This is a genomic window from Bradyrhizobium sp. Kon10 (assembly GCF_055807395.1).
Genome location: NZ_JBVVOZ010000032.1, coordinates 64,766 through 77,322, shown reverse-complemented (window position 1 = coordinate 77,322; position 12,557 = coordinate 64,766). Strand labels below are relative to the sequence as shown.

General features: G+C 63.8%; 12 protein-coding genes and 1 pseudogene. 3 read left to right on the top strand and 10 right to left on the bottom strand.

All coding sequences use genetic code 11. The features are described 5' to 3' along the window. The first annotated feature begins 380 nt into the window (after nt 1–380). Nucleotides 381–2,084: a recombinase family protein gene (locus AC0L2O_RS30235; RefSeq protein ID WP_473372315.1), complete on the top strand. Its 1,704-nt coding sequence runs from the start codon at nt 381–383 to the stop codon at nt 2,082–2,084. Here AC0L2O_RS30235 and AC0L2O_RS30230 read toward each other — a convergent pair. The 8 genes and pseudogenes from AC0L2O_RS30230 to AC0L2O_RS30195 form a co-directional block, all read right to left on the bottom strand. Beyond that, a pseudogene (locus AC0L2O_RS30230) lies at nt 2,066–2,155 on the bottom strand (acyl-CoA thioester hydrolase); the annotation flags it as partial. The gene AC0L2O_RS30235 and the pseudogene AC0L2O_RS30230 sit on opposite strands and share 19 nt — an antisense overlap. After that, nucleotides 2,152–2,523: a type II toxin-antitoxin system VapC family toxin gene (locus AC0L2O_RS30225; RefSeq protein ID WP_409190688.1), complete on the bottom strand. Its 372-nt coding sequence runs from the start codon at nt 2,521–2,523 to the stop codon at nt 2,152–2,154. The pseudogene AC0L2O_RS30230 and the gene AC0L2O_RS30225, both read right to left, overlap by 4 nt. Next, nucleotides 2,520–2,711 carry a type II toxin-antitoxin system VapB family antitoxin gene (locus tag AC0L2O_RS30220; RefSeq protein ID WP_369726409.1) on the bottom strand — a complete coding sequence of 64 codons (192 nt, stop codon included), beginning with the start codon at nt 2,709–2,711 and terminating at the stop codon, nt 2,520–2,522. Before AC0L2O_RS30220 ends, AC0L2O_RS30225 begins: the two co-directional genes overlap by 4 nt. Nucleotides 2,712–2,761: 50 nt before the next feature. Then, nucleotides 2,762–3,679, bottom strand: a complete 918-nt coding sequence (locus AC0L2O_RS30215) for a metallophosphoesterase (RefSeq protein ID WP_473372314.1) — start codon at nt 3,677–3,679, stop codon at nt 2,762–2,764. Between the two features lie 111 nt (nt 3,680–3,790). Then, nucleotides 3,791–4,846, bottom strand: coding sequence for a Holliday junction branch migration DNA helicase RuvB (gene ruvB, locus AC0L2O_RS30210; protein WP_473372313.1), 1,056 nt, complete (start codon nt 4,844–4,846; stop codon nt 3,791–3,793). A gap of 131 nt (nt 4,847–4,977) precedes the next feature. Next, nucleotides 4,978–5,595 (bottom strand): Holliday junction branch migration protein RuvA, encoded by a 618-nt coding sequence (gene ruvA, locus AC0L2O_RS30205; protein WP_473372312.1) that lies wholly within the window; start codon nt 5,593–5,595, stop codon nt 4,978–4,980. Further along, nucleotides 5,592–6,119, bottom strand: coding sequence for a crossover junction endodeoxyribonuclease RuvC (gene ruvC / locus AC0L2O_RS30200; protein ID WP_369726413.1), 528 nt, complete (start codon nt 6,117–6,119; stop codon nt 5,592–5,594). The genes ruvA and ruvC overlap by 4 nt, the downstream gene beginning before the upstream one ends. A 125-nt stretch (nt 6,120–6,244) precedes the next feature. Continuing rightward, nucleotides 6,245–6,991, bottom strand: coding sequence for a YebC/PmpR family DNA-binding transcriptional regulator (locus AC0L2O_RS30195; protein ID WP_369726414.1), 747 nt, complete (start codon nt 6,989–6,991; stop codon nt 6,245–6,247). Nucleotides 6,992–7,195: 204 nt separating this feature from the next. Here AC0L2O_RS30195 and AC0L2O_RS30190 point away from each other — a divergent pair, with 204 nt between their 5' ends. Together AC0L2O_RS30190 and AC0L2O_RS30185 are read left to right on the top strand one after the other, a co-directional pair. Then, the gene (locus AC0L2O_RS30190; RefSeq protein WP_473372311.1) at nt 7,196–8,944 is read left to right on the top strand and encodes a methyl-accepting chemotaxis protein; all 1,749 of its coding nucleotides are present in this window, start codon (nt 7,196–7,198) and stop codon (nt 8,942–8,944) included. A 114-nt stretch (nt 8,945–9,058) separates the two neighbouring features. Continuing rightward, on the top strand, nt 9,059–10,483 hold the full coding sequence (locus tag AC0L2O_RS30185) for a methyl-accepting chemotaxis protein (protein WP_473372310.1): 1,425 nt from the start codon (nt 9,059–9,061) through the stop codon (nt 10,481–10,483). A gap of 603 nt (nt 10,484–11,086) precedes the next feature. Here AC0L2O_RS30185 and AC0L2O_RS30180 read toward each other — a convergent pair. Together AC0L2O_RS30180 and AC0L2O_RS30175 are read right to left on the bottom strand one after the other, a co-directional pair. After that, nucleotides 11,087–11,911: a TIGR00282 family metallophosphoesterase gene (locus AC0L2O_RS30180; RefSeq protein ID WP_369726417.1), complete on the bottom strand. Its 825-nt coding sequence runs from the start codon at nt 11,909–11,911 to the stop codon at nt 11,087–11,089. After that, nucleotides 11,889–12,485, bottom strand: a complete 597-nt coding sequence (locus AC0L2O_RS30175; RefSeq protein WP_473372309.1) for a 5-formyltetrahydrofolate cyclo-ligase — start codon at nt 12,483–12,485, stop codon at nt 11,889–11,891. The genes AC0L2O_RS30180 and AC0L2O_RS30175 overlap by 23 nt, the downstream gene beginning before the upstream one ends. Between the last annotated feature and the right edge of the window lie 72 nt (nt 12,486–12,557).

Genomic DNA, 12,557 nt, shown 5'->3' with positions numbered 1-12,557 from the left:
CTCGGCAAACCCGATGACGCTAATGCGCCGCTTCCAGATTCCAAATCAATGACTTGGGAATTCTTCACGGAGGACGAATTACATTTTCATTCGACGCTGCCGAAGTCAGCATGAGGGAAGCGTTGCGAGTAATCGCTGCGGCTTGGCCGTAGCGCAGCGCGGAAATTTACGCTAGCTTCCGCTCGCGAGTTTGCAAATGCCTACCCGCATCCGATCTTTCCGAAGACAACGAGCGACCATTCGACCGCTTGCCCCCTCCCATCCTCGGAGCTGGGATAATCCGGACAATGAGGAAATCTGGTTTGAGTTGGCGCGCGCCATCGGACGTCAGATCGCACGGGATGAAAATCATGGCTCGGGGCAGCCGATAGAGGACCGGCATGACGACACCGTCATCGAAGAAAACGGCCGTAATATACGCGCGCTATTCGAGCGACATGCAAAAGGCGAGCTCGATTGAGGGTCAGCTATTACTCTGCCGCAAGGTCGCATTGCGCAACAACCTCGATGTCATCGGCGAGTTTGTGGATGCCGCAAAATCTGGTCTTACCGAAGGTGCGCGGGACGGCTATCAGCGCTTGCTCAACGGTGTGCGAAACCAGGAGTTTGACGTAGTCGTCGTTGAGCATTACGACCGCTTGTCGCGCGATCCCGCAACCATCCAGCGTCTCAAGCAGGTTTTCGAGTTCAACGGCGTTGAGCTGATGGATCAGAAAGGAGTCTACGCGACCGCCACTGACATCAGCATCGCAAGTCTGTACAACACGATTTACAAGCCGCAGCTCGCCGAAAAGGTTCGGCGCGGCCATGACAACGCTGTTGCCAACGGAAGAATTCCTGGCTCATACGCCTATGGTTATCGGCCGAGGCCGGGCGCGCCTGGCGAACGCGTGATCGATGAGAACGAAGCAAAGATTGTGCTCCGCATCTTCAATGAATATGCAGCGGGCCGCTCGACCCGAACTATCGCCGCTGACCTCACCCGCGAATGCGTGCCCTCACCAGGGGCAACTCGTCACAAGAACAAGGCCGGCCGCACTACCTGGAACCATCAGTGCATCACAGGCGGTCGGCATGGTCGCGGCATTATCGGCAACGAATTATATATCGGCGAGATACATTGGAACGTTCGCTCGACAATTCTCAACCCAGAGACGCAGAAGAAGCAGAAGCGCCGCAATCCGGCAGAACGCCACATTATAGTCAAAAAGCCAGAGCTGCGGATCGTTCCGCAAGTGCTCTGGGATGTAGCGCAGAAGGTTCGTAGCGTGCGCGCCGTATCTATGTTCGGACCGACTGGCAAGCCGCGGCGTCGCGCCGTGAGTCCGCGCAACACTGAGCACCCGCTTGCCGGTGTGCTCCGGTGTGGCGTCTGCAATGGCCATATGCGAATCGCTCAATCCTCGCGTAACGGTGCACCGCGCGCGGCATGCGCGAGCGCGCATCAGCGGGGCACCTGCGAGCACACCCGTAGCTTTGATATGGACGTTCTGCTCGAGGATGCCTCCGAGAAAATCCAAACGAAATTGCTTTCGCCGAAAGCCATTGAAGAGGCGATGCGTGCTTGGAAGGAGGAGCGCAAAAACGATCGGAACAATGGCAGCGAACACAGTAAGCTAGAGCGTCGACACCGCGTATTGACTACCGAGATCGAACGCCTCTCTTATGCCATCGCAAGTAGCCGCCGCAAGCCGGACGAATTGCTCAAGCGGATCGATGAGTGCGACCTGGAGCGGGAAAGCGTTGAACAGCGCTTGCGGCTGCTGGGCGGTGGCGGAGAAAATGTGAATGGCTTCGATCGCCCGAAATTCAATGACCGATACCGCTCGGAGGTTAGAAAGCTTATTACCGCGCTCAAAACCAATCCGAAGGCGATCGAAACTCGCATTGCCTTCCGCAACTTGATTGAATGCATAGTAGTGCATCCGGTTCGCAAGCGTATGCCCTACGAATATACGCCCTACCTGAACAGCTCCGCGCTTTACGGAAAGAACCTTTTTCCCGAAAACCGCGGCAAGGAGCGAGAGATCAGCACGTTTGCATACTACGACAATGGCAAGTCAGGGAAATCCGTGTCCTCGTAATAAACACGCACCTGCATGTGGTGACGGCCGTCGCGGATCTCGCCGTCGAGATGGGACATGAGGTCACTCATTGGATATCGGCAGCCAATTTCAGCGAACGAGCGGCTGCAAGCAATCGCTTGTCACGCGTCCAGATCGAGGCCTCGATCGTCAACATCGTCGATGCCAGCAAGTGGGCATCGACATATCCGATCCCCAACCCGGACAACTTCCGTTTGACTATAAACTCGAGGACTTCGTCATTGCTGGCGATCGTCGCCCTGGGAAGGGAATTCAGATCGTCGAGCAAGTCGGAAACCTTGGGCACGCCTCCCAGGAGCAATTCGCCTATCACAAACGGATGAATAACGACGTCTCCATGATCGAGGAGGCCAGCCAGCTGCGCATCCGCTCGACGGAAGTGGTCGACCCAGATCGACGTGTCCGCCAAGACGCTCATTTGGGCCGGCGACGCGGTGGAGCTTTCGCGTTGGGTTCAGCACCCCCCATCCGCGCGAGACGACGTGCGGCTTCCCGTTCAACGAAGGCCTTCAGGGCTTCCCTGATAACAGCCGACTTTTCACTGACACCCGCAAACTCCCGCGCCTTGGCAAATAACTCGTCGTCGATCGCGATTGTGGTTCTCATGGCAGCACCTCTACATCAAATATGACATCATTTGATGCAGAATTCCATGCTTACGCCAGCGCCGGCCCTCGCCCCAGCGTCACTTCGACGATTTCGGGCGGCACGCCGACGCGGACCGGGAGGATGCTGCAACCAAGGCCCCCGGAGATGATGACGTCGCATTTCAGCCGGAAATGGCCATAGGCCAGCCGCAGCCCATGCTGCGGCGAAACGGCCGGCGACCAGCCGAGCAGGCGGATTTGGCCGCCGTGGGTGTGGCCGGACAGCTGCAGCGCGACGCGCGCGGGCACGCGCGGCGCGATGTTGGGTTCATGCGCAAGCAGGATCACCGGTGCGTCGTCAGTAATCTTTGCCAGTGTCGCGGCGAGATCGTCGACGCCGAAGCGCCCCGCGCTCCGGAGGCGCCGCGCCGGCATAAAGGCAAGCTGATCGCCCAGACCGGCGAGCCAGAACGGACGGCCATCCCTGGTGAGACGCACGACGTCGTTCTCGTAGACGGGTATGCCGGCCGCCTCCAGCGCGCGATGGGCGACCGTCGGCCCCTGCCCGGCCCGCTGCACGAGTTTGTCGTCCCAATAGTCATGATTGCCCATGACCGCATGAACACCAAGCGGCGCCTTGAGGCCGGTCAGCACCCTCGCCCATTCACCGGCCGGGATGATGCGCGTGACATGGTGATGACCGGCGACGTAATCCCCGAGCAGTACGATGAGATCGGGGCCGAGCGCGTTGGTGCAATCGACGATGGCCTCGATCCGCTCCAGCGACATCCAGGGATCGCAGGCATGAATGTCGGCGATCACGGCGATCTTCAGCGGAAAATCCGCCGGCCATTGTCGTGGCGTTGGATGATAGCGGCTGACGTTGAGCCGGAGCACCGGCTCGACGCCGACGCCGTAGGCAGCGGTGGAGACGCTGAGGGCGGACAGACCGCCGATGGAACGGATGAGATGACGCCGCGAGATCATGGAGGCCCGATGGTGATGCGCTATTCGTGATGCGGACCGATTGGAGCGGAATTGGGGTGCGCTCGTGCAAATCGCCTGCACAGAGATGACCGGAAGTTCACGACCTCGCTATCAGTCGTTGCTCTCGTCCGTCCCGAACAGGCCGAACTGCGCCGCATCGCGCGAGGGTTCGGCTATCCCGAGATGGCGGAAGGCGTGCGAGGTGAGCAGGCGCCCGCGCGGGGTGCGCTGGAGATAGCCGCACTGGATCAGATAGGGCTCGATGATGTCCTCGATCGCGTCGCGCGGCTCGGATAACGCGGCGGCCATCGTCTCGACGCCGACCGGGCCGCCGCCATAGTTCATCGCGATAGTCGTGAGATAGCGGCGGTCCATGGCATCGAGGCCGGCGGCGTCGACCTCAAGCGCGCTGAGCGCGTGGTCGGCAATCTCGCGGTCGATCGACGTGGCATCGGCCGCCGAGGCGAAATCGCGCACGCGGCGCAGGAGGCGACCGGCGATGCGCGGCGTGCCGCGGGCGCGGCGCGCAATCTCGTTGGCGCCATCCGCGCTCATGCCGACATTGAGCACGCGCGCGCCGCGGGTGACGATGCTTTCCAGCTCCTCGATTGTATAGAAGTTGAGCCGGATCGGGATGCCGAAGCGATCGCGCAAGGGATTGGTGAGCAGGCCGGCACGCGTGGTGGCGCCGACGAGGGTGAATTTCGACAGCTCGATCTTCACCGAGCGCGCCGCCGGACCCTCGCCGATGATGAGGTCGAGCTGAAAATCCTCCATGGCGGGGTAGAGCACTTCCTCCACCGCCGGGCTCAGGCGATGGATCTCGTCGATGAAGAGCACGTCGCGCTCCTCGAGATTGGTCAGCAGTGCCGCGAGATCGCCGGCCTTGGCGATCACCGGGCCTGACGTGGCGCGAAAGCCGACGCCGAGTTCCTTGGCCACGATCTGGGCCAGCGTGGTCTTGCCGAGGCCGGGGGGACCGACGAACAGCACGTGATCCAGCGCTTCGCCGCGCTTGCGCGCCGCCTCGATGAAGATCGAGAGATTCTTGCGCGCCTGCTGCTGGCCGACGAAATCGGACAGCGATTGCGGCCGCAGCGCGGTGTCGCCGACATCGTCGCTGCGGCGCTCGGGCGTGACCATGCGGGGGGCCTTGGGATCGCTCACTCAGCGGACTCCGCAAGATCGTAGGGTGGGCAAAGGCGCTCTTCGCGCCGTGCCCACCATGTCGCTGATCGCTCTATAGATGATGGGCACGCTTCGCTTTGCCCACCCTACGAGATTGACCATTTCCGCACTCACTTCGCGAGCTCCTTCAGGCCGAGGCGAATGAGCTGCGCCGTCTCGGCATTCTCACCTGCGCTGCGCGATGCCGATGCGATGGCGGCGGCCGCTTGCGGCTGGCCGTAGCCGAGATTGACCAGCGCGGAGATCGCATCCGCCACCGGACGCGGGGCGCGGTGGTCGTCGATGGCGCCGGCGAGATGCACGACGGCCGGATCGACGTTGGCGAAGGCCGGCGCCTTGTCCTTCAACTCGGTGACAATGCGCTCGGCGACCTTGGGCCCGACGCCGGGCGTGCGCGCCACCGCGGCCTTGTCGCGCAGCGCGATCGCGTTGGCGAGATCGGAAGGCGCCAGCGTGCCGAGCACGGCCAGCGCGACCTTGGCGCCGACGCCCTGCACGGTCTGGAGCAGGCGAAACCATTCGCGCTCCTGATCGGTGCGGAAGCCGAACAGCTTGATCTGGTCCTCGCGGACATAGGTCTCGATCGAGAGCACGGCCGCCTCGCCCGGCGAGGGCAGATGCTGCAATGTGCGCGCCGAGCAATGCACCTGATAGCCGACCCCGCCAACGTCGAGAAGGACGTAATCCTCGCCGTAGGAATCGATCAGACCCTTGAGCTTGCCGATCATATCCCCACCACTTTCAAACGCAGCGCGGCGCTCTGGCGGTGATGCGCATGCGTGATGGCAATGGCGAGCGCATCGGCGGCATCCGCCGACGGCGGCTCGGCCTTGGGCAGCAGGATCTTCAACATCATCGCGATCTGCTGCTTGTCGGCATGACCGGCGCCGACCACGGTTTTCTTGACCTGGTTCGGCGCGTATTCGGCGACAGAGATACCGAACATCGCGGGCGCCAGCATGGCGACGCCGCGGGCCTGGCCGAGCTTCAACGTCGCGACGCCGTCCTTGTTGACGAAGGTCTGCTCGACCGCGGCTTCCATCGGCTTGTGCTCGGACAAGATCGTGGCGAGCCCTTCATGGATCGCCAGCAGGCGGCTTGCGAGCGGGAGGTCGTCCGGCGGTTCCACCGAGCCGCAGGCGATGTAGATGAGGCGATTGCCCTCGGACTCGATCACGCCCCAGCCGGTGCGGCGCAGGCCGGGGTCGATGCCGATGATGCGAACGGGGCCACGAATCGGGAGCGCAGTCATGCGCCAGTGATAGCGGCTGACCGTCGCGGGGGAAACAGAAACAGAACGGAAGTAACAGGGGAAAGCGGCGCAACCCTCTTCGCCTTTCGCCGCACGAGCGAGCGCACCGTCCGAGGGGAACGCCGCTAGCCGCCCATCTTCGCCATCAGCGCGTCCGACACCTCGAAATTGGCGTAGACGTGCTGGACGTCGTCATGCTCGTTGAGCAGGTCCATCAGCTTCAACAGCTTCTCGCCGGTCTCGTCGTCGACCGCGATGGTGTTCTGCGGCTTCCAGACCAGTGCGGCCTTGCGCGACTCGCCGAACTTGGCTTCGAGCGCCTTGGCGACATCACGATAGCTTTCGGTCGAGGCGTAGATCTCGTGACCACCTTCGCCGGAGATCACGTCGTCGGCGCCGGCCTCGATCGCTGCATCGAGCATCGCATCGTCGGAGGCGACGCTGCGGTCGTATTCGATGATGCCGGTGCGGTCGAACATGAAGGCGACCGAGCCGGTTTCGCCGAGGTTGCCGCCGGATTTCGTGAAGAAGGAGCGGATGTCGGAGGCGGCGCGGTTGCGGTTGTCGGTCAGCGCCTCGACGATGACGGCGACGCCGCCGGGGCCGTAGCCCTCGTAGCGGATCTCGTCATAGTTCTCGCCGTCATTGCCGAGCGCCTTCTTGATGGCGCGCTCGATATTGTCCTTCGGCATGTTCTCCTGGCGGGCCGCGATGATGGCCGCGCGCAGGCGCGGGTTCATGTTGGGATCGGGCGTGCCGAGTTTGGCCGCGACAGTGATTTCCCGCGCCAGCTTGCCAAACAGCTTCGACTTCTGGGCATCCTGCCGCCCCTTGCGGTGCATGATGTTCTTGAATTGGGAATGTCCGGCCATGCGTGGTCTCGTGAGGGAAGTGTCAGCCAAGGTGAGCGTGGGAAGCGCGGCCTTATAGGCCGCCAAGCCACCGGAATGAAAGAGGCTCTACGACTTTAAGGTAATACCGTAGCGTCCTTTGCCTAGAAGTCAGGCAACGTTAACCCTGATTTCATCCCGGGCTGCGAAAATAACGTCGACCCGTCTCCCGAAAAGAGTGACCCGATGGCGTTCGCATTGTTTCAGAAGCGTCTGCCGGATTCGGCCGCGCCCGCGGCAGCCCCGCTAGCTGCGCAGCCGGCCGCCGGTTCCCAACCCACCTCGGCCGCCGAGGGCGATTCGGCCCGGGAAATCCTGGAACTGCTGGAACTCGAGCTGGGCGCCATGATCCGCCAGCTCGAGCGCGCCGCCAATTCGGTGGCCGGCGGCGCGGAGGCGACCGCCGCGACGCTCGTGGACATCCGCCAGCGCACCGACGCGCTGACCGGACGGACCAATGCCGCGCAGTCGAACGCCTCGACCTTCGCCCATGCCGCCGAGAAGTTCACCCAATCGGCGCAGGGCATCGGCGCGCAGGTCCGCGAGGCCGGCAAGCTTGCCGACGAGGCCAGCGCCGCGGCACAGGAGGCGCGCGCCAATGTCGACCGCCTGCGCGAATCCTCCGCGGCGATCGGCAATGTCGTCAACCTGATCGCCCAGATCGCACGGCAGACCACGCTGCTCGCGCTCAACTCGACCATCGAGGCCGCGCGCGCAGGTGCTGCAGGCCGGGGCTTCGCGGTGGTCGCCACCGAGGTTAAGGCGCTCGCGGTGCAGACCCAGGGCGCCACCGAAGAGATTTCCAGGAAGATCGACGCGCTGCAGCGCGATGCCGCAGGGTCAGCCGATGCCGTGCATCGCATCTCGCAGGCGATCGAGGCGATCCGCCCGGTGTTCGACACCGTCAACGGCGCAGTGGCCGAGCAGAACGCGACCACCAGCGAGGTCTCCGGCAACGCAGCCAGCGCATCGCAATTCATCATCTCGGTCGGCGAGAGCGCCGCCGAAATCGACGCCGCGACCAAGGCGGCCGAAACCCATGGCGAGAACGTCGCCAGCGCCGGCAAGGCGGTGACGACGTTCGCACGCAAGCTGAAATCGCGCTGCGCGGTGCTGCTCAAGCAGAGTGAGCACGACGATCGCCGCAAGACCGAGCGGCTGCCCTGCCATCTCAAATTCGAGAGCGCACGCGGCGTGATGCCGGTCTACGAGATCGCGATGGACGGCGTGCTGATCGGCGGCGCGGACGCCGGCCGGCTTGCGCCGCAGACGATCATCGACGGCAGCCTCGAAGGCGTCGGCGCCTGCCGCCTGCGCGTGGTCGAACAATCCAAGGCCGGGGCCCGCACCCACTTCGTCGCGCCCAATGCCGAGCTCAGCGAGAAGATCGAGGACAGGCTGTGGTCGATCCACGAGGAGAACACCGAGTTCGTCACCCGCGCCATGGAAGCGGGTACCGCGCTGACCGCGATCTACGAGCAGGCGGTTGCGCGCGGCGAGGTCAGGATCGACGACCTCTTTGACACCGACTACGCCGAAATCGCCGGCAGCAATCCGCAGCAATACCGCACCAGATATCTCGACTGGGCCGACCGCGCGCTGCCGCCGTTCCAGGAAGCGTTTCTCGCGAAGGAGCCGCGCATGGCGTTCTGCGCCATGGTCGACCGCAATGGCTTCCTGCCGGTCCACAACAAGATCTATTCGCATCCGCAGCGGCCGGGCGACGCCGTATGGAACGCAGCGAACTGCCGCAACCGGCGTATCTTCAACGACCCGGCCGGCTTGGCCGCCGCCCAAAACCAGCGCTCGTATCTGATCCAGAGCTATGCGCGCGATATGGGTAACGGTAACACGGTGATGATGCGCGAGATCGATGTCCCGATCCGCGTGCAGGGCCGGCACTGGGGCGGATTCAGGACGGCCTACAAGCTGTAGTGCACGCTCAGGCAAGACCTGCTGAGCGAATCACCGCTTAAAGTCGGAATTGGAATGGGAATGGGAATGCCGCGGTGAGCCGATCAACGGCTCCGCCTGGAGATAAGCCCGTACATGTCCCTCGCGCAGCTTGCAGTATTGGACACCGGATCGAACCGGACGATGGCCGAGCGCCTGATCGACCAGCTTGCCGACCGCATCGGCGGTCTCGGCGTCGAGCTTGCCGACATCGCCGGCAACGTCCAGGAGGTCGCAAGCCGCGTTGCGAACCAGTCGGAACGGTTCCACCACCTGCAGCAGACGGCCGAGACCATGGTCTCGGCCAATCACGACATCGCCAATGCGTCGCAGGCGGTGCAATTGACCACCTCAGCGGCGGTCGGCGAGATCGCCCAGTCGCGCAACGCCGTCGACACCGCCGTCAGCCACATCTCCGAGCTCGTCGCGGCGGTGGGGCGGATCGAGGCGCGCTTGAGCGCGGTCGGCTCGGCGCTGGCGCAGGTCGCGAAGGTGTCCGGCTCGATCGAGGCGATCGCCAAGCAAACCAATCTGCTTGCGCTCAACGCCACCATCGAGGCGGCGCGCGCCGGCGATGCCGGCCGCGGCTTCGCGGTGGTCGCAAGCGAGGTGAAGAACCTCGCCGAAGCCACCCGCCAGGCCACGCACCTGATCTCCGACACCGTGCGCGACCTCGACGGCCAGATCGAGGGCCTGATCGGCGAGAGCGGCGACGCCTCGCTGCGCGCCAAGACCGCGGGCGAAGGCGCCCAGCAGATCTCCGGCATCATCTCACGGGTGCAGCAGGGCTTTGCGTCCGTGGAAGCCGAGATCGACAGTGTCACGCGCGCCGCGACCTCCAACCTCGGCCATTGCGACACCGTGATCAACGAGCTCAACGAGCTCGCCAAGGGCGTCGACCTGTCGTCGCGCGATCTCAAGAACGCCGACCAGCGGGTCACGAAACTGCTCGACACGTCCGAAGGCCTGATCGCACTGATCGCCGACAGCGGCGTCGAGACCTCGGACGCGCCGCTGATACGCACGGTCGTGGATACCGCCAAACGCATCTCGGGCGAGTTCGAGGCCGCGATCGATCGCGGCGAGATCACGCTCGATCAGCTCATGGACGAATCCTATCGGGAGATCGCGGGCACCGATCCCAAGCAATATCTCACCAACTATGTCGCGTTCACCGATCGCGTGCTGCCCGCGATCCAGGACCCGATCCAGAAATCCGATCCCCGCATCGTGTTCTGCGTCGCCTGGGCGAGGCACGGCTATCTGCCGACGCACAATCCGAACTACCGCCTGCCCCAGGGCAAGGACCCGGTGTGGAATAACGCCAATTGCCGCAACCGCCGCCTGTTCACCGATCGCGCGGTGAAAAAGGTCGCAGCGAATACAAAGCCGTTCCTGCTGCAAACCTATCGGCGCGAGATGGGCGGCGGACAGTTCGTGCTGATGAAGGATCTGTCGTCGCCGATCGTGGTCCACGGCAAGCACTGGGGCGCGTTCCGGATGGGATATCGGCAGGGCTGAGGGCCACCGCGACAGCGCCTGGCGTGTCTCTAAAGCTGCAAAACAACCCCATGCACAGTAGCCGGGGTGTGCGGAATCAACGGCTTACAGCGAGGTGAAACTGGCCTTGGCTGGTTGCCATGGAGAAGGTGCGCTCCCTCCCCGCTTGCCTGGGAGGGCTGGCGAGACGGTGTTGCCGCAACGGGACAATCCCAAGGTGGAGAAAGCCCTCACCCGGCGCTTCGCGCCGACCTCTCCCGCAAGCGGGCGAGGTGAGGCGAACCCGCGGCTCGACCGATAGGACCAACAGGCATTCCACGTCGCTGGTAAAGGCGTTGACCCGTCGGGCAAAACAGGCGCACGATAGCATCATCCGCAAATTGGGTAGTCGCATCGCAGCTTCGGTCGTTGGCCGAACGTCGCGCAGATCGCGCTTTAGGCCCGTCGCGTGAGTCGCGATCTCGCGCGTCATTCTTTCTGCGTCGTCCCGGCGAAGGCCGGGACCCATAGCCACAGGCGGTCGTCTGGCGAAGGCTGATTGTTTCGGGACTGGCACCATCCGCGAGCGATAGATCACGCGGTATGGGTCCCGGCCTTCGCCGGGACGACACTGAATTTGTAGAGCTAGCTCAACCAAAACTTCGGCGTTGCCGGCTCGAGCCGACCGCCCGCGCGCACTGGTGCGATGCGCAGTGCGAGTCCCGTTGCGTCATCCGTTTCCACCGCTACGCCGCTGAGCGTCGCGACGCCGGCGGCCGGCTCGAAGCGGCCGGATGGAATGCCCGACGTGAACCGGCGCAGCGGCTCTTCCTTTTGCATGCCGATGATGGAGTCGTAGTCGCCGGTCATGCCGGCATCGGTCATGTAGGCGGTGCCGCCGCTGAGGATCTGGTGATCGGCGGTCGGCACGTGGGTGTGGGTGCCGACCACGAGGCTGGCGCGACCGTCGCAGAAGAAGCCGATGCCCTGCTTCTCGCTGCTCGCCTCGCAATGAAAATCGACGACGATGGCATCGGCGGCAACGCCGAGCGGGCAGGCGCCGAGCTCGCGCTCCAGCGCCGCAAAGGGATCGTCGAACGGGGTCATGAAGACGCGGCCGAGCGCGTTGACGACGAGCGCATGCTTACCGTTCTTGGTCTCGACCAGGGCTGCGCCGCGGCCGGGCGTGCCGCGCGGATAGTTGGCCGGCCGCACCAGGCGTTCGGCGCGCTCGATGAACACCAGCGCCTCGCGCTGGTCCCAGGAATGGTTGCCGAGCGTCACCGCATCGGCGCCGGCATCGAGAAATTCCTGATAGATCGCTTCGGTGATGCCGAAGCCTCCGGCCGAATTCTCGCCATTGACGACGACGAAATCGAGCGACCAGTCCTTGACCATGCCGGGCAGATATTCGGCGATGGCGTTGCGCCCGCTACGGCCGACGACATCACCCACGAACAGAATGCGCAAGTTCAGAACTCCGGAAATCGAATGCGTCCGATTCCGTTAGCACATAATCCAGCGCGACGTCGTGGGATAGTGCCGGAACGGCCTCGATCTCTTGCGCCGCAAACGCAAGCCCGATGCCGACGATCTGCTTGGTCTTGCGCAGATGCGCGAAGGTGAAGTCGTAATGCCCCGCACCGTAGCCGATGCGGTGGCCGAGACGGTCGAAAGCCGCAAGCGGCGTCAGCATGATGTCGGGAACAACTTCAGCGGCGGCCGGCGACGGTTCGGGAATGCCGAGCGGCCCGAGCATCAGCCGGTCGTTCGGATGCCAGATGCGGAAGACCAGCGCCTGGCCGCGTGCGGTGACGCAAGGCAACGCCAGCCGCGCGCCTTCTTCGGCGAGTTTCCGCATCAGCGGCGCCGGGTCGATCTCGCTGCGGATCGGCGCGTAGCCGGAGACGATGTTGCCCGGCAACAGCTTGAACGGCAGCCCGCGTTTGGCGAGTTTTGCGGCGGCACTGGTGCGTTTCTTGTCGCTCAGCGCGTCGCGTTTGGCGAGCGCTTTGGCGCGGAGTTCGGCTTTGGTGTTGGACATGTGCGCTCGGTCCCTTCGTCATCACCCGCGAAAGCGGGTGATCCAGTATTCCAGAGGCGGCGATGATTCACA

Excerpts from the sequence above, each read along its gene's own strand:
- AC0L2O_RS30235 (WP_473372315.1), top strand. The coding sequence starts at position 381 with ATGACGACACCGTCATCGAAGAAAACGGCCGTAATATACGCGCGCTAT.
- AC0L2O_RS30225 (WP_409190688.1), bottom strand. The coding sequence starts at position 2,523 with ATGAGCGTCTTGGCGGACACGTCGATCTGGGTCGACCACTTCCGTCGA.
- AC0L2O_RS30220 (WP_369726409.1), bottom strand. The coding sequence starts at position 2,711 with ATGAGAACCACAATCGCGATCGACGACGAGTTATTTGCCAAGGCGCGG.
- AC0L2O_RS30215 (WP_473372314.1), bottom strand. The coding sequence starts at position 3,679 with ATGATCTCGCGGCGTCATCTCATCCGTTCCATCGGCGGTCTGTCCGCC.
- ruvA (WP_473372312.1), bottom strand. The coding sequence starts at position 5,595 with ATGATCGGCAAGCTCAAGGGTCTGATCGATTCCTACGGCGAGGATTAC.
- ruvC (WP_369726413.1), bottom strand. The coding sequence starts at position 6,119 with ATGACTGCGCTCCCGATTCGTGGCCCCGTTCGCATCATCGGCATCGAC.
- AC0L2O_RS30195 (WP_369726414.1), bottom strand. The coding sequence starts at position 6,991 with ATGGCCGGACATTCCCAATTCAAGAACATCATGCACCGCAAGGGGCGG.
- AC0L2O_RS30190 (WP_473372311.1), top strand. The coding sequence starts at position 7,196 with ATGGCGTTCGCATTGTTTCAGAAGCGTCTGCCGGATTCGGCCGCGCCC.
- AC0L2O_RS30185 (WP_473372310.1), top strand. The coding sequence starts at position 9,059 with ATGTCCCTCGCGCAGCTTGCAGTATTGGACACCGGATCGAACCGGACG.
- AC0L2O_RS30175 (WP_473372309.1), bottom strand. The coding sequence starts at position 12,485 with ATGTCCAACACCAAAGCCGAACTCCGCGCCAAAGCGCTCGCCAAACGC.